Genomic DNA, 20,852 nt, shown 5'->3' on the forward strand with positions numbered 1-20,852 from the left:
CGGAGGCAGTTCTCAGGAGGCCTGGGGGAGTCAGCGGGAGTCGTCGCCGGGGGAGCCGTGCTGCTCGGCGGGGCGCGCCTCGTGGTGTCGCCGACCGGGGCTGCGCCGCTCCTCCTTCATCTCGGACTCGAAGACGTGCCGTCTGCCGCCCGCGAGGGCGTCGCGCACGGTCTTCTCGCTGCGCCGGAACTCCGACCAGTACGTGTCGTCGTAGTCCTCGACGATCTGGAACGTCCAGCGGCCCTCGACGACGTTGCGCCCGACCAGGTCGCGCTCGAGAGCGTCGGCGTGCTCGTCGTGGCCGGCCTCGCGGAGCAGGTCGACCGCCTCCCCGAGAGCCAGGTCGGCCTTGCCCGTGAGCCGGTGGAAGCCGTAGAGCAGGCCCCGGGCGTGCTCCACGACCTCGAGCGCCTCGGAGAGCTTGCCGAGGGCGGCGATCGTCGCGTCGTCGACGCCGTCGGGTCGGAGGTGGGCGGCGTCGGGGGTCTCGTCGTCGGGCATGGGGCGACTGAACACCGGGAGGCTGTCGGGCAGCAGGGAGGAGGGGGTACGGATCGGCGACGGGGCGGGCCGGACGGGGAGCGGTCCGGACAGGCAAGCTGACATAATGTGCATTATCAGCGCGCACCGAGAGGGCCGAGGGGGGTGCTCGTCAGCCTCGTGAGAGCACGTCGCGCAACAGCGACGTCAGGTCGGTCGGCTCGACCGGCTCGGCGGTCGACTCGAGCTCGTCGAGCGACCACCAGCGAGACTCGAGGATGTCGACGCGCTCGTCGTCGGTCCAGCCCGAGTCGACGACCTCGAAGTGCGGCAGCCGCACGACGAAGAACTCGGCGTGGCCGTGCGTGTGGTCCGCGTCGTCCCACGGCACCTCGAAGTCGTCGACCCGCACGACGGGCCCGACGTCGGCGACGACCTGGCCGGTCTCCTCGAGCAGCTCCCGCACCGCGGCCTGCGGGTGGTCCTCACCCGGGTCGACTCCCCCGCCGGGCGTGATCCACCGGGAGGACCCGCTCGTGTCAGGCGCCTTCGTCCGCATCAGCAGCAGGCGGTCGTCCTCGTCGAGGACGAGGAGGCGGGAGGTCGGTCGGACGACGCGCTCGGTCACGAGGTGCCCCGTCTCAGACCAGCGGGGCGAAGTCGCTCGTGTCGCCCACGTAGCGCGTGTGGTCGGCGGGGATCGGGTCGACCGCGGCCGAGGCCACCTCGGCGGCGAACTCGGCGACGTTGTACAGCTTGCCGGCGCTCTCCTTGCGCGACGAGATCGCGCCCGGGTTCGAGCGCTCGAGCAGCGTCGCGGTGATCGTGCCCTCGATCATGTCGCCCGAGACGACGACGAACTCGACGCCGGCGGCCTCGAGCTGCGGCAGCATCTCGCGCAGGGCGTCCTCGCCCGCGCGCTTGCTGAGGGCGACGGGCAGGTACTCGGGCATCGTCTCGGTCGTGCGGATGAAGTGCGCCTGGTGGCTCGTGACGAACACGACGCGGGAGCCGGGCGCCATCAACGGCAGAGCCGCCGTGAGGAGGGCGACCTGCGCGTCGCGGTTGAGCTTCAGCGCGTAGTCCTCGGCCATGCCGGTCTCCATGCCCCCGGAAGCGTTCATGACGAGCACGTCGAGGCCGCCGAACGCGTCTCGCACCCGCGCGAACATGGCGTCCAGGCTCTCGGCGTCGGTCAGGTCTGCGCCGACGGCGATCGCCTCGCCGCCCGCGGCCTCGATCTTGCCGACCAGCTGGAGCGCACGCTTCTCCTTGTTGCGGTAGTTGACGACCACGCGGGCGCCGGCCTCGGCGAGGTAGCCGACCGTGTCGGCACCGATGCCCCGGGACGAGCCGGTGACGAGGGCGCGCTTGCCGGTGAGGGATCCTGCGGCGAGGGGGTTGGACACGATGGGCTCCAGACTGTCGTGGGGGCGTGCGGCGGGTCGCGACGGACCGCCTCGAGACTATCGGTCCCCGTCCGGCTGCCGGCCGCCCCTGGTACGTTCATGGGCACAGTGCGTCGACGACACCGTGCACCGACCACGTAGTGGGTCGACCGCACGCGAGACGAAGGAGGCCGACGTGGACGTCGTCACCCAATGGGCGTGGCTGATCTGGATCGGGCTGCTCCTCGTCTTCGTCGTGGTCGAGGTCACGACCCTCGAGCTCACGTTCCTCATGCTGGCCATCGGCAGCGCGGGCGGCCTGCTGGCCGGCCTCTTCGGCGCTCCGTGGTGGCTGCAGGTCCTCGTCGCCGGGCTGATCGCCGTCCTGCTCCTCTTCACCGTCCGGCCTCCCCTGCTGCGGGCGCTCGGCAAGGGCGGCGACCCGACGCCCAGCAACCTCGCGGCCCTGATGGGCATCCGCGGCACGGTCGTCGTGCCGATCGGCGTCGACGGCGGCCAGGTGAAGCTCGCGAACGGCGAGACGTGGACCGCCCGCCTCCTCCCCTCTCCCCCGGCGTCGGCCGGGATCGTCCTCGACACCGGCGCGCCGGTCGTCGTCACCGCCATCGAGGGGTCGACCGCCCTGGTCGTCCCCGCCTGAAGGGACTGACCATGGACCCCACCACCATCGTGACCGTCGCCGTCGTCGCGATCGTCGTCGTCTTCGTGCTCGTCGTGCTGTTCCGAGCCGTGCGGATCATCCCGCAGGCCAGCGCGGGCGTCGTCGAGCGACTCGGCAAGTACCACAAGACCCTCATGCCGGGGCTGAACCTGCTCGTCCCGTTCATCGACCGGGTCCGGCCGCTGATCGACATGCGCGAGCAGGTCGTCTCGTTCCCGCCGCAGCCGGTCATCACGGAGGACAACCTGGTCGTCTCCATCGACACCGTCGTCTACTTCCAGGTGACGGACGCCCGGGCGGCGACCTACGAGATCGCCAACTACCTCGGGGCGGTCGAGCAGCTGACCACGACGACCCTCCGCAACGTCGTCGGCGGGCTCAACCTCGAAGAGGCCCTCACGAGCCGCGACAACATCAACGGCCAGCTCCGCATCGTCCTCGACGAGGCCACCGGCAAGTGGGGAATCCGCGTCGGACGCGTCGAGCTCAAGGCGATCGACCCGCCCCTGTCCATCCAGGACTCGATGGAGCAGCAGATGCGCGCCGAGCGCAACCGCCGCGCTGCCATCCTCACCGCCGAGGGCACGAAGCAGTCGCAGATCCTCGAGGCCGAGGGCTCGCGCCAGTCCGCCATCCTCCGCGCCGAGGGCGAGGCCCGGGCACAGGTGCTGCGGGCGCAGGGCGAGGCCGAGGCCATCGACACCGTCTTCAACGCCATCCACCTCGGCGACCCCGACCCGAAGCTGCTCGCCTACCAGTACCTCCAGACGCTGCCGAAGCTCGCCGAGGGCTCGGCGAACAAGCTCTGGATCATCCCGAGCGAGCTGACCGAGGCGCTCAAGGGCATCGGCTCGGGCTTCTTCGCCCCGAAGGACCCGTCGGCGCCCGGCTGGGTCGACCGCGGCACGACGAAGGTGTCCGAGACCGAGCAGACGCCCGACCTCGCGACCACCGTCGACCTCGGCAGCGAGCCCGACCTGGGCTTCCCGACCGTCACCCGCCCCGGCTCGGGCGACCTGCCGGGATCCGACGGGGCGACGGGCGCCTCGGACACGACGGGTGCCTCGGACGGCAGCACGGACGTGCCGCCCACGGCTCCCCCGGCCGCTCCCTAGTGGAGCCGGCCCGCGCCTCCGTCTGGTTCGAGGGTCCGACACCGCGGGTGCTGGCGCATCGAGGCCTGGCACTCGACGTGCCCGAGAACACGACGGCGTCGTTCCTGCAGGCCATCGCGGCCGGCGCGCTCTACGTCGAGACCGACGTCCACTCGACCAGCGACGGCGTCGCCGTCGTGAGCCACGATCCTGACCTCTCGCGGGTCGCTGGCCGTGACGTGTCGGTACGCGACCTGACCCTGGCCGAGGTCCGGCTGGTCCGACTCGAGGACGGCTACGAGATGCCGACCCTGGAGGAGGCGCTGGACGCGTTCCCCGAGACGCGCTTCAACATCGACGTCAAGGTCGCCGAGGCCGTCGACCCGACGATCGAGGCGGTGAGGCGTGCCCGCGCCGAGCACCGCGTGCTGCTCACGTCGTTCGACCAGCGCATCCGACGACGCGTGCTGGCGGGCCTCCCCGGCGTCGCCACCTCGGCGTCGTCTTGGGGAGTCGTCGCCGTCGTCGCCCTCGGCGCCGTGCCCGTCACGGCGGTCCGGCGACGGCTGACGGCCCGTGCGCTCCGCGGCTGCGGGGCCGTGCAGGTGCCCGAGCGCCAGGGCCCGGTCCGCGTCGTCACCCGTCGCCGCGTCCGCGATCTCGAGGCGATCGGCGTCGAGACCCACGTGTGGACCGTCAACGACCCCGTCGCCATGCGCCGTCTGCTCGCCCTCGGCGTGCACGGACTCGTGTCCGACAGGGCCGATCTCGCCCTAGCGGAGGTGCGGGCCGCCACTGCCAGGGCACTGTGAGCGGACTGTGAATCCGTCTCGGATGAAACAGGCGGACCCGACCTGACGTTACAACGGGAGATTGCAACGCGAGAGGAGACCACACAATGGCAGATCGCAGTTTGCGTGGCATGCGGCTCGGCAGTCAGAGCCTGCAGAGCGAAGAGGGCGTGGAGTTCTCACCCCGGAAGCGTGCCGTCTACCAGACGGCGGACGGCACGGAGTTCGACATGGTCTTCGCGGCCGACGCGGAGATCCCCGACATCTGGCAGTCGCCCAAGAGCGGCCAGGAGGGTCGTCTGCTCGCCGCGGACGGCAAGCCCGTCGAGATCGAGGCCGGAGACGTCAAGGTGCCCAGGAGCCACTGGGACATGCTGCTGGAGCGACGCAGCCGTGAGGAGCTCGAGGAGCTCCTCGAGGAGCGCCTGACGTTCCTCCGCGCGCGTCGCGGCAAGCAGGCCATAGGAGCCTGAGGCTCGCCTCCAGGTTCCTGGCCCGCTCCCCCACCATCGGCCCCGGTCGTCGTCACGACGCCGGGGCCGATGTGCGTCCGCGTGCGGGGCGTCCGCGACCCGTGCCGCAGGGTCCCGGACTGACGTCAGCGGCGTCGTCGTCCGCGCCGCACCGAGTCGAACTGGCCGGGGTCGTCGAGCTCGTCCTCGAGGGCCACGGGCCTCTCGGCGGCCAGCCGCGGCGTGGTGAGCTCGGCCCACGGAGCCGAGGCGAGGAGGCGGCGGCGCCGACTCCGCTCTCCGCCGATCAGCACCCGCGAGAGGACCAGCAGGGCGAGCCCGAGGAACGAGACGAAGAGCTCGATCGCCCGGCTGTCGACGACCGCGGGCGTCGTCCCGGTGCCGAGGTCGACCGTGTGCACCATGGTGCCGGCCGTGAAGTCCCGGACGCCGGCGACGATGTCTCCCTGCGCGTCGATGACCCGGCTGGAGGCGATGGTCGAGACGTTGACGACTGGGCGGGCCGTCTCGATGGCCCGCAGCCGGGCGATCGCCAGCTGCTGGGCGTTCTCGTCGGTGTCGCCGAAGTCGGCGTTGTTGGTCTGCGCGATGATCACCTGGGCGCCGTCGCGCATCATGTTCGTGACGAGCTGGTCGTCGACGATGTCGAAGCAGATCGAGATGCCGGCCGTGAAGTCGCCGATCGTCATCGCCTCGGGTCGCGTGCCGGGCGTGTAGTCGCGGGCGATGAGGTCGATCAGGTCGGGTGCGAACGGCCGCCAGAAGGAACGATCGGGCACGTACTCGCCGAACGGGATCGGGTGCTTCTTGTCGTACTGCCCCTGCACCTCGCCGTCGTCCCAGAGGATCGAGGAGTTCCAGACGGTCTCGCCGTCGTCGCTCTGCGTGATGACGCCCGACAGGAGGGGCGCGTCGTAGCCCGTCGTGATGGCGTCGAAGACGTAGCGGCCGTAGGCGTCGCGGGTGGGGTCGCGGTCGCTGCCGCCCTCGGGCCAGACGACGAGGTCGAGGTCGTCGCCGGGCTGGAGGCCGCTCATCGCGAGCACCTGCGAGTTGAGCAGGTCGCCCTGCTCCCTCTCGTCGAAGTAGCCGGCCGGACCGTTGCCCTGCACCCCGGCGATGCGGGCGGTGCCGCTCGACGACGTGGGCCAGGCGGGGACCGCGAGCACCGCGACGACGGCGATCGCGCCGGCCAGCAGCCGGGTCGCGCGGGGCAGCGTGACCATGAGGGCGAGCTGGATCAGCGCCGCGACGAGGGCGACCATGAGGAAGCTCAGCCCCGAGATGCCGACCCACGCCACGAGCCCCGCGAACGGGCTCTGCGACTGGCTGAGCGCCATGCGGCCCCACGCGAACCCGCCGTACGGCCAGTTGCCCGCGACGAACTCGCGGAGCGTCCAGAGGCCGGCCACGACGACCGGGACGACGACTGCCTGGCCGACGAGGCCGGGCCAGATGCGCGGCACCCAGCGGTAGGCGAGGGCGATGAGCACGGCCCCGGCGCCGAAGAAGAGTGCCTCGAGGGTCGAGAGCGCGGCCCACGGCAGCAGACCCAGGTAGAGGGTCGCCCAGAAGATGTGGACGAGGTAGAACGAGAGCCCGGCGACGAGGCCCACGAGGAACGCTCCCCCGGCCCGGCGGCCGCGCAGCGACACCAGCACGAGGGCGATCCCGACGAAGGCGAGGGGCCAGACGTCACCGTCGGGGAAGCCCGCGTCGAGGACGACCCCGGCCCCGGCCGCCACGAGGACGGCCACCCAGAGCGGCAGGCGGAAGTCGGTCACGCGGAGGGGCACCGTGCGATCCTACGGGGGCGAGGCTGGGAGGCGGGGCGCGCCGCCTGCAGGTCCAGAGCGACCCTGCGGAGCCGGCCCGGACCGCCGGGCCCCGCCTCAGACCGCCGAGTAGGAGACGATGCCGCGCCGGACGGCGTCGAGCGCCCGGCGGGCGATCGGCCCCACCGGCAGGTCAGCCACGACGGACAGCTGGTCGAGCAGGTCGATGGTCTGCTTCGTCCACCGGACGAAGTCGCCCGCGGCGAGCTCGGCGTCCTCGAGGACGGAGTCGAGGTCCGCTCCCCTGGCCCACCGGTGCATGGCCAGCGCCAAGCCAGGAGCCGGCGGGTTGCTGCCGGGCAGACGGTGTTCCTGCTCGAGGTCGTCGAGCTCGGCCCAGAGCTTCTGCGTCTCGTCGAGGGCTTCGCGGTACGCGCCGCGCGGCAGGAACCGCTCGCTCAGCTGGCCCTCGTCGCGGCGGGGCTCGTAGACGAGGGTGGCGGCCATCGCGGCCATCGAGGGCACGTCGAGCGCGTCCCAGAGCCCGAGCCGGAGGCTCTCGGCGACGAGCAGGTCGCGGTCGCCGTAGATGCGGCGGAGGGTGCGGCCGGTCGACGTGACCGCGACCTCGGCCGTGCGGTCGCCCCCGCGCCTCGACGAGCCGGGCGCGGCGGCGCCGGACGTCGACGAGCGCGGCGACGCGGGCTCGAGGTAGCCACGGTCGAGCAGCACGTCGGTGACCCGGTCGAAGACCTTGGCGACGGCGCCGGTGCGCCCCCGGATCTGGGCGGACAGCTGGTCGGTCTGCTTCTTGAGCTTCCACCAGCGCTCGGACCAGCGGGCGTGCTGCTCGCGCTCGGGGCAGGCGTGGCAGGGGTGCTGGCGGAGGCGACGGCGCAGGTCGGCGAGGTGCCGCTGGCGCTTGTCGTGCTCGGCCCGTGACTGCGCGTCGGCTCGTGCCGCGCCCTGCTTCTCGAGGTCGCCGAGCTCGCGACGGATCGTGGTGTACTCGCCGAAGTCGCCGAGGTGGCACTGCATGCTGCGGGCGTAGCCGTCGAGGCTCTCCTGCTGCGTGCGGACCTTGCGGGCGAGGTCGACGACGGCGCGGTCGGCCTGGAACTGCGCGAACGACGTCTCGAGCACCTCACGGGTGCGCGACCGGCCGAACTGCTCGATCAGGTTGACCGCCATGTTGTAGGTCGGGCGGAAGCTGGAGTTCATCGGGTAGGTGCGTCGGGAGGCGAGGCTCGCGACGGCCTGCGGGTCGAGGCCCTGCTGCCACTGGATGAGGGAGTGGCCCTCGACGTCGATGCCCCGTCGGCCGGCGCGGCCGGTCAGCTGGGTGTACTCCCCCGGCGTGATCGGCACGCGGGCCTCGCCGTTGAACTTCTCGAGCTTCTCGAGCACGACCGTGCGCGCGGGCATGTTGATGCCGAGAGCCAGGGTCTCGGTGGCGAAGACGACCTTGACGAGCTTCTTCTGGAACAACTCCTCGACCACCTCCTTGAAGGCGGGCAGCAGACCGGCGTGGTGCGCGGCGACGCCTCGCTCGAGGCCGTCGAGCCACTGCCAGTAGCCGAGCACCGCCAGGTCTTCGTCACGGAGCGTGCGGCACCGGGCCTCGACGATCTCGCGGATCTCCTGGCGCTGGTCGGCCGTGGTGAGGCGGATGCCCGACCGGAGCACCTGCTTGACGGCCTGGTCGCAGCCGACGCGGCTGAAGACGAAGAAGATGGCCGGGAGCAGGTTCTGGTCGTCGAGCATCTCGACGATCTTCCAGCGGTCGAGGCGACCCTGGGCGTGCTGCGTCGGCGGCACGACGTGGCCGCGCGGGCCGCGACCCGAGAAGCCGTCGCGACCGCCGCGCTCGCGTCGGCTGCCGCCTCCTCGTCTCGACAGGGACGTCGCCCGCAGCAGCTCGGGGTTGACGCGGTTGGTCGCCGCCTGCCCGCTCGAGTCGAACAGGTCGAGGAACTTGCCCCCGACGAGGACGTGCTGGTCGAGGGGCACCGGGCGGTCCTCGGAGACGATCACGTCGGTGCCGCCGCGCACGGTCTGCAGCCAGTCGCCGAACTCCTCGGCGTTCGACACGGTGGCGCTGAGCGAGATGAGGCGCACGTCGAGCGGGAGGTGGATGATCACTTCTTCCCACACGGCGCCGCGGAAGCGGTCGGCCAGGAAGTGCACCTCGTCGAGGACGACGTAGCGGAGGTCGTCGAGCATCTCGGAGCCCGCGTAGATCATGTTGCGGAGCACCTCGGTCGTCATCACGACGATGCGGGCGCGCGAGTTGACGTTGGTGTCGCCGGTGAGCAGGCCGACCTCGGACGCACCGTACTCAGCCACCAGCTCCTGGAACTTCTGGTTGCTCAGCGCCTTCATCGGCGCGGTGTAGAAGACCTTGTCGCGTGGGTGCTGCATCGCGAGGTGGATGGCGAACTCGGCGACCAGGGTCTTGCCGGCACCGGTGGGCGCGGCGACGAGGACGCTCGAGCCCTCTTCGACGGAGGCGCAGGCCGCCTCCTGGAACGGGTCGAGCGAGAAGCCGAGGCGCGACCGGAACGACTGCAGCTGCGGGGTGCGGACGCGGTTCTTCGAGGCGGCGAAGCGGGCGGCCGGGCTGAGGTCGCTGCTGGTCATGGGGTCACCCTCCGGCGAGTTCGGCGTCGAGTGCCGCGGCGCGCTTCGCGACGCCGCGGTCGTGGATCCAGGCGACGCCGGCGGCGACGAAGTAGAGGAACACCATGGGCACCGCGAGCAGGAACATCGAGAAGATGTCGGCCGCGGGCGTCGCGATGGCGGTGAAGACCGCGATCAGCAGGATGGCGACGCGCCAGCCCTTGATGATCGCGCCGGCGCTGATGACACCGACGAAGTTGAGGAGCACGAGGAAGACCGGCAGGACGAACGCGATGCCGCAGGCGAGGACGAGCTTGAGGACGAAGTCGAAGTACTGCTTCGCGTCGATGATCGCGGCGTCCTGCTCGGAGACGAAGCCCGTGAGCACGCGCACGATGTTCGGCAGGACGTAGACGCCGCTCATGCAGCCGAGCAGGAAGAGCGGGATGGCCGAGCCGATGAAGCCGACGGCGTAGAGCTTCTCTCGACGGACCAGGGCCGGGACGATGAACGCCCAGACCTGGTAGAGCCAGACCGGGCTGCTGAGGATGACGCCGACGGTGACGGCGATCTGCATCCGCAGGTCGAAGCTGCTCGTGATCTGGCCGTAGTTGAGGACGGCCTCGCTCGCGTTGCCGCCCGCCAGCACGAGGACCGGCTGCCGCAGGAAGTCGAGGACGAACTGGGAGACGAACCATCCCGCAACGCTGGCGAGGATCAGTGCGAGGGCAGATCGGAAGAGGCGCTTGCGCAGCTCGACGAGGTGCGCGCCCAGGGACATGCGCCCGTCGGCCGAGCGCTTCCGCGAGCCCCGGGGTGCCTGGTCGCCCTCGTCGGTGCCACGAGTCGTCGTCGTGGCCACGCGTCAGTTCTTCAGGTGGTCGTCGCCGCTGGTGGGGCGGACGGTCGGGACGTCGGCGTCGCGGCGCACGGTGCTGTCGGTCGCCGAGCTGCGGGCGACGTCGTCGTCGCCGGACTTCTTGTCGTCGCCGATCTCGTTCTTGAAGATGCGCATCGACTGGGCGATGCTCTTCGCGAGGGCGGGCAGCTTGGGGGCGCCGAACAGCAGCAGGATGATCGCCAGGATGATGATCAGGTGCCAGCCGGTGAGGTTTCCGAGCATGAGGGGTGTCTCCTAGCGGGAAGGGGAGTCCCCAGTGTAACCCGGCGCCTGTGACGGGACCTGGCGGTCGGGGCCACGTCGAGCGACCCGAGGTGACTCGGCGGCCGGGCGGCTCAGGCGTCGTACCGGGCGGCGGCCTCGGCGGCCCAGCTCGCGACGGCACGACGTGCCTCGTCCGGCGCGACGACGCGGGCGCGGCCCGGGAGACCGCTCACGAGACGGGCGACGGTGCCCACGTGGCCGACCCGGAGGGTGAGGCGGGTGCGACCCTCCCCCGCGTCCTCGACGTCGGAGGGGCGGTAGTCGTCCAGGAGCGGCGCCGCCGCCGCGTCGATCTCGACGACGACGTCGAGGTCGTCCGGCGAGCCCTCGAAGAGGGTGTCGGGCAGCGACAGGTCGGAGGCGCGGTGCGTGATTCGCGCGTCGGTGAGGGCAGGCGACGCGATGCGATCCAGGCGGAACGTCCGGAGCGCCTCCCTGAGGTGGTCCCAGCCGCGCAGGTACCAGTCGGCGTCGAGCGACTCCACCCGGAGGGGGTCGACGCGGCGCCGCTCGACCTGCCCTCGGACGCCGGCGTAGTCGAACTCGAGCTGCACCCCGCGCTCGACGGCGTCGCGGACGAGGGCCAGCACCTCGCTCGTGCCCTCCTGGGCCACGGCCACCTGGCTCGGCTCGCCCGAGGCGCCGCGGGAGAGCTTCGACATCAGCGAGGCGACGGCCCCGCGGTCCGCGTTCTCCGGCAGCGACGACAGGTACTGCAGGCCCGCGATCAGCGCGGCCGCCTCCCGTGCCGAGAAGCGGGGCGTGTCGTCGATGGCCACGAGGTTCGTGAGGACGATGACGTCGTTCTGCTCGAAGTCGTCCCATGCGATGTCGAAGAGGTCGGCGTGCTGGTACTGGGCGGTGTCCCCCGGGATGCCCGACACGGCGATCAGCTCGACCGCGCGGCGGATGTCGGTCACGCCCACGCCGAAGTGCGCGGCGGCCTCGGCCACGCTGACGCGCTCGTGGTCGATCAGCCAGGGCACGAGCGAGAGCAGGAACGCGAGCTTGTCGGTCGCGTGCAGGGCAGGTCGGCGGTCGGTCACGAGGCTGCTCCCCCGCTCGTGGCGGCACGGGAGCCCGCGGAGGAACGGCCCGGGGCGGCGTCGACGGGATGGTCCGCAGCGAGGTCGCGGAGGCGCGACGCCACCAGGTCGCGCAGGTCGTCGGGCGCGAGCACGACGACCTCGGGCCCGAACGACGTCAGCTCCTCGGCCAGGACCTGGCGGTCGCTGTAGTGCACGAGCAGCACGTCGTCGTCGCCCTGCACTGTGCCGCGTCGTGCGCCGAGGCGCGTGCGAGCGTCCGAGTGCGGGGCGGCGCGGACGGTGGCCGTGTTCTGCTCCCACAGCCGGTCGAGGCCCTCCAGCGCGGAGTCGGCGGTGGCGTCCGCGGGGCGCGCGAACGCCTTCGTCGTGACGGTCACCGGGCCGACGATGCGCGACAGCAGGAAGTTCTTGCGCGACGACGTGTCGGGCTCGACGACGGACACCATCCACCGGCCCTGGTGCTGGACCAGCGCGAAGGGCGCCACCTCTCGACGACGGGGCGCCGCCTCCCCCGGCTTGAGGTAGTCGAAGCGGACGACGACGCCGCGATCGAGGGCGGTGCGCAGCGGCTCGAAGGCGGCGTCGCGACTGCGGACCCGCGGGGCGTAGGCGAGCTCGGGGACGCTCGCCGCGCCTCCCAGGGACCGCAGCTTGAGCAGCGCGCGGCGGGACTCGGCCGAGAGGGTGCCCTCGCGCCACACCATGCCCGCGAGCGTGAGCAGCGCCGTCTCCTCCGGCGAGAAGGAGATGTCGACGGGGAGCTCGTAGTCGCCGCGGAGGATGCGGTAGCGCAGGAGGTGGTTGTCACCGGCCGCGGCAGGGTCGTCGACGGTCTCGAGGGGCACCCCGAGCTCGCGGATGTCGTCCTTGTCACGCTCGAACTGCCGCTCGAGGGCCGCGTTGTCGCCGCCGGCGACGTACTTCTGCCGGTAGCCCTGGACGGTGGACAGGACCTCGGTCTTCGTCAGGCCCGCGTCGGTCGCGAGGAGGGCGAGGACGAGGCTGAAGAGGCGTTCCTCGACGGGGATGCGCGGAGCGCGGACGGCTGCCACGGGTCGATCCTAGGACACGCCCGCGAGCCCCGCGGCCCGGAGGAGGGGACGGCGGGGCGACACGGGACGGCGGGTCAGAGGGCGCCCAGGACGTCGAAGACGTAGACGAGCGGCTGAGGGGCGCCGGCCGTCTCGTCGGCGGGCACGACGACCATCACCTGCGAGCCGATCGCGGTGCCCACGAGCGCGTCGCGGATCGGGCCGGGGATCTGCTCGTCCGCGAGCGGCAGCGACGTGGCCGACCCTCCGTCGGTCCACGACGAGGTCGCGACGGTCGAGGGCGAGGCCCACGTCACGGCGGTGAACTGCACGACGGCGGTGTCGTCCGCGGCGAGCTCGCGGCCGGAGCCGTCGAGGACGAGGTGCGACTCGGGCGACGTGGGGGCCTCCGACGCGGGGACCGTCACGCCGGGGGCGCCGTCCGGGGCGCGGACGACGGCGGGCATGCCCTGCGCCCCGAGCACGGGGCGGCCGTTCGCCTTGGCGAGGAAGGACTGGCGGATGTCGACGATCGCGACGTACGCCGCGTCGGGGGCGTCGTCGGTGGCGCCGGCGCCGCCGTTGACCGACGCCGACAGCTCGGAGGCCTTGATGGCGACGGCGACGCGCGAGCCCACCCGTGAGCACTCGAGGGCGGAGGCGAGCGGAGCCAGGGCGCTGCCGCCGACGGTGATGGGCGCGTTCAGGCTGCCGTCGTAGCCCGAGTCCTCGACCTCGGCGCCGGTGGTGCCGTCGTAGAGGGTGTAGTCGATGATGACCGGCGTGCCGTCGAGGATGCGGTCGCCGGTGCCCTCGATCAGGGTCGAGACCTGCGTCTCGGTCGTGACGATCGGGCTCGGCACCTGGGCGTCGGGCTTCTCGCCGAAGGCGCCGGTGGCGGTGACGACCGAGGCGGCGTCGCCCGTGGGCGGGCACCCGGCGGAGCCCGGCGCGGGGGTCGTCGCGCACGCGGTCAGCGAGGCCAGCAGGCCGACGGTCACGACGAGGGCGGGGATCTTGCGCACGGAGGCTCTTTCCTGGGCTGCGGCCGGGGGCCGCGACTGGCGGGTCGCTGGTGATGCGGAGGACAGCTTAGTGCGGCGCGTCGGCCCGGCCGTCGCCGTCAGCCTCGACACCGTCGTCGGTCTCGGCGAGGCTCTCGGTCGCGGCGACGGCGCTGTCGGCCGCCGAGCGAGCCTGCCGCGCGGTCTTGCGCAGCTTCTTGTCGCTCGCCGACCGCTCGCCGAGCGCGCCGGGGGTCCACAGCTCGACGTCCTCGTCCGAGTAGTCGGACTTCGACGGGCGGCGCTTGAGCTGGGGCAGCACCGCGCCCGGTGCGAGGCGACGGGCGGTGATGAGGAAGCCCGTGTGCCCGATCATGCGGTGGTCCGGGCGGACTGCCAGGCCCTCGACGTGCCAGCCCCGGACGAGCGTCTCGGAGGCGTCGGGCTCGGTGAACTGGCCGGACGCGCGGAGGGCCTCGGCGACGCGCGAGAGCTGGGTCGCCGTGGCGACGTAGCAGATCACGAGCCCGCCGGGCGTGAGGGCGGCGGCCGTCTCGTCGACGCACTCCCACGGGGCCAGCATGTCGAGGACGACCCGGTCGGCGGTGCCGTCGGGGACGACTGCGGCGAGCTCCTCGACGAGGTCGCCGACGGTGACCGTCCAGTTCTGCGGCTCGGCGCCGAAGAAGCTCACGACGTTGCCCTGGGCGACGTCGGCGAACTCCTGACGGCGCTCGAACGAGGCGAGGCGCCCCTCCGGACCGATCGCGCGGAGCAGCCAGAGCGACAGGGCGCCCGACCCGACGCCGGCCTCGACGACCGTGGCGCCGGGGAAGATGTCGGCGAAGGCGACGATCTGGGCGGCGTCCTTCGGGTAGACGATGGCCGCGCCGCGGGGCATGGACATGACGAAGTCGCTCAGCAGCGGGCGGAGGGCGAGGTACTCGTCGCCGGTCGTGCTCGCCACGACCGAGCCGTCGGGGAGGCCGACGAGGTCGTCGTGAGCGATCATGCCGCGGTGCGTGTGGAACACGGCGCCGGGGGTCAGCACGACGGTGTTCATCTTGCCCTTGGGGCCGGTGAGCTGGACCTTGTCGCCCTCGAGGAACGGGCCGGACTGTCGACGGGTGGCGGTCATGGTGGGTGCTGCTCTCTGTCGGGCCCGGATCGGGGCCGCGGTGCGGGAGGGGCGGCGCACGCGGCGCCGGGAGGTCAGGAGTCGGAGGTGCGCGCGTCGCGGGCGCGCCGGCCCGAGGCGTGCATCTCGCGCAGGTCGGCCAGGCCGACGCCGACGAGCGTGTCGCGGCGGACGTAGCCGGAGTCGTCGGCGAGCGGCGCGGCGTGCTCGACGCCCAGCGCGACGGCGCCCGCGGCCATCGCCGAGGTGAGGCCCGGGACGCTGTCCTCGATGGCGACGCAGTCGGCGACGTCGACGCCGAGCAGCTCGGCACCGCGCAGGTACGCCTCGGGGTGCGGCTTGCTGTGCTCGACCTCGTCGCCGGCCACGACGGCGTCGAACGAGTCGTCGCCGATCGCGTCGACCATGAACTGGGCCATCCGACGGATCGACATCGTGACGAGCGCGGTCGGGACGCCGGCGGCCCGCAGCTCGGCGAGGAGCTCGCGGGCTCCCGGGCGCCACGGCACGTGCTCGGCGCAGCGCGTCAGCACGTCGGTGGTCAGCCGGTCGATGATCTCGTCCGCGGGCAGGTCGACGCCGTGCCGCTGCAGGACGGCGGCCGAGTGCCAGAGGCCCGAGCCGATCAGGGTGTCGCCCTCGGCCTTCGTCCAGGTGCCCCCGAAGGAGGCGACGAGGTCGACCTGGGAGTCGAACCAGTAGGGCTCGGTGTCGACGAGGGTTCCGTCCATGTCCCAGAGGACGGCGGCAGGCAGGGAGTCGGTCACGGGGCACGAGTCTACGGGAGCGGTCAGGGCCACCGCGCTGCCGCCTCCTCGACGGTGTCGGACGGCTATCGTGGAGGGCTAGACGCCGGGGACCGTGCCCGGCCGGTGAGGATCCCGTGCCCGGTGAAGACGCAGTGCCCGACGAGATGACGACCGAGGGGTCGGCGGTGAGCGGCACGCCGTCGTTCGCGACGGGCCGCCTCCTGGTCGTGGCGTTCGAGGGCTGGAACGACGCCGGCGAGGCGGCCAGCGGCGTCGCCCGCAGCATCGTCGACACCCTCGCGCTCGAGCCGGTCGCCGAGCTCGACGGAGAGCGCTACATCGACTACCAGTTCAACCGCCCCCAGGTCGGGTACGACGACGACGGGGTCCGCGCCCTCGTGTGGCCCCGGATCCAGCTGCACGCCTCCCCGGAGGTGGCCTCGACGCCCGCCGGCGGCCCCGCGGGCGACGCCCCGGACGTCTTCGTGCTGCTCGGCGCCGAGCCCTCGCGCAGCTGGCGCGGCTTCGCCGCCGAGGTGGTCGACCTGATCGACGTGCACGACGTCTCCGCCGTCGTGTTCCTGGGCGCGATGCTCGCCGACGTGCCTCACACGCGTCCCATCTCGGTCTTCGTCAGCAGCGACAACGAGGAGGTGCGGGGCGAGCTGAGCCTGGAGCGCAGCACCTACGAGGGCCCGGTCGGCATCCTCTCCGTGCTCGGGGACGCGGTGGAGTCCGCCGGGGTCCCGACCCTGTCGATCTGGGCCCAGGTGCCGCACTACGTGCACGCCTCGCCCTCCCCCAAGGCGACCCTCGCGCTGATCGAGAAGCTCGACGAGGTCGCGGGCGTCAGCATCCCCCGGGGCGACCTCGAGGCCGAGTCCGCCGCGTGGGAACAGGGCATCGACGCGCTCGCCTCCGACGACGACGACATGGCCGGCTACATCGAGCAGCTCGAGCAGGCGCGCGACACGGTCGACTCGCCCGAGGCGAGCGGCGAGGCGATCGCGGAGGAGTTCGAGCGCTACCTGCGTCGGAACGACGGCAAGGGCCCGGACGACCCGCGCCTGCCGCCTGCCCCCTGACCCCGGCCCCCGGCCCTCGGCCGACGGCCCACTGCCCCCGACCATTGATCAGGGCGTGCTCCAGGTGGGGTCCGCGCGCGACGTCGGCTAGCGCCGACGCCAGGCCTGGCGGAGCGAGGTCGTGCCGCCCGTGCGGAGCAGCGACCCCTCGTAGAGGCGCGCGGCGACCAGCACCACCGCGACGGCGCCGACGACGAGCAGCGCGAGGGCCGTGAGCGGCTGCCAGACCGGGACCCCGCCCTCGAGCACCATCCGCACCGGCATCGCGACCGGTGCGCTGAACGGGACGAACGAGAGCGCGGTCAAGGCCGGGCCGGGCGAGTTCACGAACACGGTCGCGAAGAACGGCAGCATCACGACGAGCTGGACCGGCGTCGTCGTCGAGCCCAGGTCCTCGATGCGCGACACGAGGGCCCCGGCGACGGCCCACATGCCCGCGAGCAGCAGGAAGCCCGCGACGAAGAACGGCACGTACCAGCCGACGGCCGCGGCCAGGGACGGCAGGAGCTCGGCGGGCAGCGCGTCGGCCCGGCCCGAGAGCGCCAGGCCCCCGAGCGCGACCGCGGCGAGGACGGCCGTCTGGGCGATCGCCAGGGCGGCGGCGCCGACGACCTTGCCCGCGAGCAGCGTGCGCACCGGGACCGCGGCGACGAGGATCTCGACGACGCGGGTCTGTTTCTCCTCCACCACGCTCTGCGCGATGCTGAGGCCGAAGAGCAACGACGTCGTCATGAAGAGGATGCCGAAGGCGAGCGGCGCGAAGACGGCGACCAGCGGGTCGGCGTCGGCGGGCTCGAGCAGCTCGACCGGCGACGCCTCGCTGACGCCCAGCACGAGCACCGACGAGACGGACTCGAGGGCCACGACGCGGAGCCCGGTCGGCGAATCCGCATCCGGCAGCACGGCCGCGTCGACGTCGCCCGAGCGGACCGCCGCCGTGGCCGCGTCGTCCGACGAGGTCGCGACGGCCTCGGCGCCGGCCGCCTCGACGACGTCGGCGGTGCGCGCGTCCAGCACCGCCACGCGGTCGGGGCCGCCCGACAGCAGGGCCGGGACGACGAGCGCGGCACCGATGAGCACGAGCATGACGACGCCGCTGACGATGAAGGCGCGATCGCGCAGCTTGACCGCCATCTCGCGTCGGGCGACGACCCACAGGAGCCCCCGAGCCCCGCGGCGGTCGGCGGCCGGGCCGGCGACGGGTCGGACGGGCGTCATCGGACGACCTCCTCGAAGATCTCGGCGAGCCGGGGCAGGACGGGGTGGAACGAGCGCACCGGCCCGCGCCGCAGCCCCGCCGCGAGCACGGCCTGGTCGTCGACCCCGGCGGCGAGCTCGACGAGGGACACGGGGCCGTCGAGCTCGACGACCGTCACCCCCGGCTCGTCGCGCAGCCAGCCCGCGTCGTCGTCGACGACGATGCGCCAGCGAGCCCGGGCGAACCGGGCCTGCAGCTCGTGCCTCGGCCCGGCGGCGCGGACGGTCCCGTCCGCGATCACGACCAGGTCGTCGCACAGTCGCTCGACGACGTCGAGCTGGTGGCTCGAGAACAGCACGGGGACCCCCGCCGACGCCCGTTCACGGAGCACCGCGACGACCACGTCGACGGCGATCGGGTCGAGGCCGGAGAAGGGCTCGTCGAGGACCAGCATCCGTGGCTCGTGGACGAGGGCCGCCGCGATCTGGACACGCTGCTGGTTGCCGAGCGAGAGGCTGTCGAGCTTGTCCCGTGCCCGGTCGGCCAGGCCGAGCCGGTCCAGCACCTCGAGCGAGCGGCGCTTCGCCGCGGCTCGGCCGACGCCGTGCAGCCGCGCGAGGTAGACGAGCTGGTCGACGACGGTCATCTTCGGGTACAGGCCTCGCTCCTCCGGCATGTAGCCGAAGCTGCGGCGCACCTCGTCGCCGAGCGGGGAGCCGTCCCACCGGACCTCGCCCGAGTCGGCGGCGAGCACGCCGAGGACGATGCGCATCGTCGTGGTCTTGCCCGCGCCGTTGGCCCCGACGAAGCCGGTCAGACGCCCGTCGGCGACGTCGAACGAGACGTCGTCGAGCGCGGTCCGGCCGCCGAACGACCGTCGGACGTGGTCGAGCTGGAGCACGGGCCCTCCCTCCGGGCAGCACCGGGCTGCCCTGTGGCGTCAGCCGTCGTCGGCCGTCGCCCCCAGCGTAGGAGGCGGCGCAGACCCGGCGCGTCCGACGGGCGGCGGAGCCGGCGCCCTAGCGGGGCCCGTCGCCGGGGACGACGACCCCGTTCTCGTAGGCGAAGACGACGGCGGCCGTGCGGTCGCGCAGCCCGAGCTTCGTGAGCACGTTGGACACGTGCGTCTTGACGGTCGCCTCGCCGAGGAACAGGTCACGCGCGATCTCGGCGTTCGAGCATCCCGTGGCCATGCGGTCGAGCACCTCGCGCTCGCGGTCGGTGAGCCCGGCGAGCCGAGGGCTCGGCACGATCACGGGCACGACTGCCTCGGCGATGGCGGCCGCGACGACCCGGCGGGTCAGCTCGGGGGCGAGGAGCGCGTCGCCGCGGTGCACGACGGCGATCGCCTCGATCAGCTCCTCCGGGCTGGACGTCTTGAGCAGGAAGCCGCTGGCCCCGGCACGCAGCGCACGGAACAGGTACTCGCCGCGGCCGAAGGTCGTGAGGACGAGCACGGCCGGGCCGCCGGGCGCCGCGGCCTCGAGGAGGCGACGCGTCGCCTCCAGCCCGTCGATGCCGGGCATCTCGACGTCCATCACGATCACGTCCGGAGACGTCGAGGCGGCCAGCGCCACGGCCTCGAGGCCGTCCCTGGCCTCGCCCACGACGACGACGTCGGGAGCGGTCTCGAGGATGATCCGGAAGCCGGCGCGGACGAGGTCCTGGTCGTCGGCGAGGAGGACCCTGACCGGGCGCGTGGCGTCGGGGTCGGGAGCGTGGGGGGCAGGGGCGTCGACGGTCATCGTGCGGGTGCCTCTCGAGTGCGGGGCCGGGCGGGGTCCTCGGCTGCGGCGACGGTCGCCGTGCGGACGGCGGGCAGCACGGCCCGGACCCGGTAGCCGCCCTTGGCGTGCGGGCCGACGTGCAGCTCGCCGCCGTGCAGGTCGACCCGTTCGCGCATCCCGCGCTGACCGAGGCCCGAACCGGCCGAGCCGTGCTGCTGCGTCGACGAGGAGGCGGCTCCGCCCACCCCGTCGTCGGTCACCTCGACCTCGACGGCGCGGTCGCGGTATCGCAGGCGGACGTCGGCGACGCCGGCCGAGGCGTGCTTCAGGGTGTTGGTCAGCGCCTCCTGGACGACCCGGAACAGGGTGACGCCGACGCTGTCGGGCACGTCGAAGCGCTCGCCGTGGGTGCTGAACCGGACGTCCAGGCCGAGTCGGCGGGTGTCGGCCACGAGCTGCGGGAGGGCGGAGAGCCCGGTCGGGCCGTCGTGCAGGGTGCCGTCCTGGGCGCGCAGCACGGTGAGCATCCGCTCCAGCTCGTCGATCGCGGTGCGCGCCGTGGACTCGACGGCGCCGAGCGCGCCGCTCGCGATCTCGGGCTGGTGGAGCGTGCGTCGCGCCGCACCTGCCTGGATGGCGATCACGGCGACGTGGTGCGCGACGACGTCGTGCAGCTCGCGGGCGATGCGTGCGCGCTCCTCGCCGATCGCGCGGTCGGCCACGAGTTCCTGGGCGGCACGGAGGTCGACGCCCGCGCGCTCGAGGGCGTGCAGACGGGCGGACGACACCCGTGACGACCGGCCGAACCAGACGGCCGCGACGAAGAACAGCAGGTTGAGGACGAACGAGTAGACGACGGCCGCGACGGTGGAGCTGAGCATCGGGCCGCCCTGCTGGAGGGGGCCGAGCACGGCGACGCCGAGCCAGACGAGCATGGCGGCCGTGACGACCGCGCTGCCGACCAGGGCGGCCCGTCGCGACCGCGCCCAGGCGTTGGCCGTGTAGATGACGAGGAACTCGACGATCGAGGGGGTCGTCGAGTCGGGGTACCCACGCAGCTGGCTGAGGATGAAGACCGCGCTCACGACCACCATGACGGCCACCGGTGCGCGTCGTCGGAGCGCCGTCGGGGCGCACAGGGCGAGGAGCCAGCCGATCGCCTCGGGCGGAGCGGCGGCCTCGAGCTCCGACCCCTCGACGGCGAGCGAGGCGAGCCAGAGGGTGACGAGGCCGAGGCCGAGCAGGCCGGCCGCGAGCCAGACGTCGCCCCTGGCCTGTCGGCGGGTCAGGACACCACGTCGCCAGACGGTCTCGTCCCCGTCGGCGGGGCAGTCGGGGGCAGACATCCCGTTCAGTATGTCAGGGACCGTGTGTCGTGAGGTTCCGTCAGTGACGACGAGGACG

21 protein-coding genes are annotated in these 20,852 nt (G+C 72.9%); 5 read left to right on the plus strand and 16 right to left on the minus strand.

The window, feature by feature from the left end; translation table 11 throughout:
- Positions 1-30: 30 nt before the first annotated feature.
- The 3 genes from EDF18_RS01005 to EDF18_RS01015 form a co-directional block, all read right to left on the minus strand.
- Positions 31-501 (minus strand): hypothetical protein, encoded by a 471-nt coding sequence (locus EDF18_RS01005; protein ID WP_123545621.1) that lies wholly within the window; start codon positions 499-501, stop codon positions 31-33.
- Between the two features lie 151 nt (positions 502-652).
- The gene (locus EDF18_RS01010; protein WP_233568928.1) at positions 653-1,108 is read right to left on the minus strand and encodes an NUDIX hydrolase; all 456 of its coding nucleotides are present in this window, start codon (positions 1,106-1,108) and stop codon (positions 653-655) included.
- Positions 1,109-1,121: 13 nt separating this feature from the next.
- Positions 1,122-1,889, minus strand: a complete 768-nt coding sequence (locus EDF18_RS01015) for an SDR family oxidoreductase (RefSeq protein WP_123545622.1) — start codon at positions 1,887-1,889, stop codon at positions 1,122-1,124.
- Between the two features lie 175 nt (positions 1,890-2,064).
- On the opposite strand from EDF18_RS01015, the gene EDF18_RS01020 reads away from it, so the two are divergent.
- From EDF18_RS01020 to EDF18_RS01035, 4 genes are all read left to right on the plus strand, one after another.
- The gene (locus EDF18_RS01020; RefSeq protein ID WP_123545623.1) at positions 2,065-2,529 is read left to right on the plus strand and encodes an NfeD family protein; all 465 of its coding nucleotides are present in this window, start codon (positions 2,065-2,067) and stop codon (positions 2,527-2,529) included.
- An 11-nt stretch (positions 2,530-2,540) separates the two neighbouring features.
- On the plus strand, positions 2,541-3,665 hold the full coding sequence (locus EDF18_RS01025; protein WP_233568929.1) for an SPFH domain-containing protein: 1,125 nt from the start codon (positions 2,541-2,543) through the stop codon (positions 3,663-3,665).
- Between the two features lie 47 nt (positions 3,666-3,712).
- Complete coding sequence (locus EDF18_RS01030; RefSeq protein ID WP_233568930.1) at positions 3,713-4,456, plus strand: glycerophosphodiester phosphodiesterase family protein; 744 nt, start codon at positions 3,713-3,715, stop codon at positions 4,454-4,456.
- 86 nt (positions 4,457-4,542) lie between these two features.
- Positions 4,543-4,908 (plus strand): RNA polymerase-binding protein RbpA, encoded by a 366-nt coding sequence (locus tag EDF18_RS01035; protein ID WP_123545626.1) that lies wholly within the window; start codon positions 4,543-4,545, stop codon positions 4,906-4,908.
- A gap of 125 nt (positions 4,909-5,033) precedes the next feature.
- On the opposite strand, the gene lnt is transcribed toward EDF18_RS01035, so the two are convergent.
- The 9 genes from lnt to EDF18_RS01080 all read right to left on the minus strand — a co-directional run bounded on the left by lnt (position 5,034) and on the right by EDF18_RS01080 (position 15,456).
- Positions 5,034-6,704 (minus strand): apolipoprotein N-acyltransferase, encoded by a 1,671-nt coding sequence (gene lnt / locus EDF18_RS01040; RefSeq protein ID WP_233568931.1) that lies wholly within the window; start codon positions 6,702-6,704, stop codon positions 5,034-5,036.
- 96 nt (positions 6,705-6,800) lie between these two features.
- On the minus strand, positions 6,801-9,323 hold the full coding sequence (locus EDF18_RS01045) for an RNA helicase (protein ID WP_123545628.1): 2,523 nt from the start codon (positions 9,321-9,323) through the stop codon (positions 6,801-6,803).
- Between the two features lie 4 nt (positions 9,324-9,327).
- A complete protein-coding gene (tatC, locus tag EDF18_RS01050; RefSeq protein WP_347876480.1) occupies positions 9,328-10,164 on the minus strand; it encodes a twin-arginine translocase subunit TatC in 837 nt (278 codons plus the stop codon).
- Between the two features lie 3 nt (positions 10,165-10,167).
- Entirely contained in the window at positions 10,168-10,425 is a 258-nt protein-coding gene (tatA, locus tag EDF18_RS01055) for a twin-arginine translocase TatA/TatE family subunit (RefSeq protein WP_123545629.1), read from the minus strand.
- A gap of 113 nt (positions 10,426-10,538) precedes the next feature.
- Positions 10,539-11,513, minus strand: a complete 975-nt coding sequence (locus EDF18_RS01060) for a YafY family protein (protein ID WP_123545631.1) — start codon at positions 11,511-11,513, stop codon at positions 10,539-10,541.
- Complete coding sequence (locus tag EDF18_RS01065; RefSeq protein ID WP_233568932.1) at positions 11,510-12,568, minus strand: YafY family protein; 1,059 nt, start codon at positions 12,566-12,568, stop codon at positions 11,510-11,512. The genes EDF18_RS01060 and EDF18_RS01065 overlap by 4 nt, the downstream gene beginning before the upstream one ends.
- A 74-nt stretch (positions 12,569-12,642) precedes the next feature.
- Positions 12,643-13,572 carry an FKBP-type peptidyl-prolyl cis-trans isomerase gene (locus EDF18_RS01070; RefSeq protein ID WP_123545633.1) on the minus strand — a complete coding sequence of 310 codons (930 nt, stop codon included), beginning with the start codon at positions 13,570-13,572 and terminating at the stop codon, positions 12,643-12,645.
- A gap of 67 nt (positions 13,573-13,639) precedes the next feature.
- Complete coding sequence (locus EDF18_RS01075) at positions 13,640-14,689, minus strand: tRNA (adenine-N1)-methyltransferase (RefSeq protein ID WP_123545634.1); 1,050 nt, start codon at positions 14,687-14,689, stop codon at positions 13,640-13,642.
- Between the two features lie 74 nt (positions 14,690-14,763).
- The gene (locus EDF18_RS01080) at positions 14,764-15,456 is read right to left on the minus strand and encodes an HAD family phosphatase (RefSeq protein ID WP_123545636.1); all 693 of its coding nucleotides are present in this window, start codon (positions 15,454-15,456) and stop codon (positions 14,764-14,766) included.
- A gap of 146 nt (positions 15,457-15,602) precedes the next feature.
- Here EDF18_RS01080 and EDF18_RS01085 point away from each other — a divergent pair, with 146 nt between their 5' ends.
- Positions 15,603-16,523, plus strand: a complete 921-nt coding sequence (locus tag EDF18_RS01085) for a proteasome assembly chaperone family protein (protein ID WP_123547202.1) — start codon at positions 15,603-15,605, stop codon at positions 16,521-16,523.
- Positions 16,524-16,610: 87 nt separating this feature from the next.
- Here the strand turns inward: EDF18_RS01085 and EDF18_RS01090 are convergent, their stop codons facing one another.
- The 4 genes from EDF18_RS01090 to EDF18_RS01105 form a co-directional block, all read right to left on the minus strand.
- Positions 16,611-17,741 (minus strand): ABC transporter permease, encoded by a 1,131-nt coding sequence (locus EDF18_RS01090; protein ID WP_123545638.1) that lies wholly within the window; start codon positions 17,739-17,741, stop codon positions 16,611-16,613.
- Complete coding sequence (locus tag EDF18_RS01095; protein WP_123545640.1) at positions 17,738-18,622, minus strand: ABC transporter ATP-binding protein; 885 nt, start codon at positions 18,620-18,622, stop codon at positions 17,738-17,740. Before EDF18_RS01095 ends, EDF18_RS01090 begins: the two co-directional genes overlap by 4 nt.
- Before the next feature lie 118 nt (positions 18,623-18,740).
- Positions 18,741-19,466 carry a response regulator transcription factor gene (locus EDF18_RS01100; protein ID WP_123545642.1) on the minus strand — a complete coding sequence of 242 codons (726 nt, stop codon included), beginning with the start codon at positions 19,464-19,466 and terminating at the stop codon, positions 18,741-18,743.
- Positions 19,463-20,794 (minus strand): sensor histidine kinase, encoded by a 1,332-nt coding sequence (locus EDF18_RS01105; protein WP_123545644.1) that lies wholly within the window; start codon positions 20,792-20,794, stop codon positions 19,463-19,465. Before EDF18_RS01105 ends, EDF18_RS01100 begins: the two co-directional genes overlap by 4 nt.
- Positions 20,795-20,852 lie beyond the last annotated feature (58 nt).

Source organism: Frigoribacterium sp. PhB107 (assembly GCF_003751515.1).
In the GTDB taxonomy this organism is placed as follows: Bacteria; Actinomycetota; Actinomycetes; order Actinomycetales; family Microbacteriaceae; genus Frigoribacterium.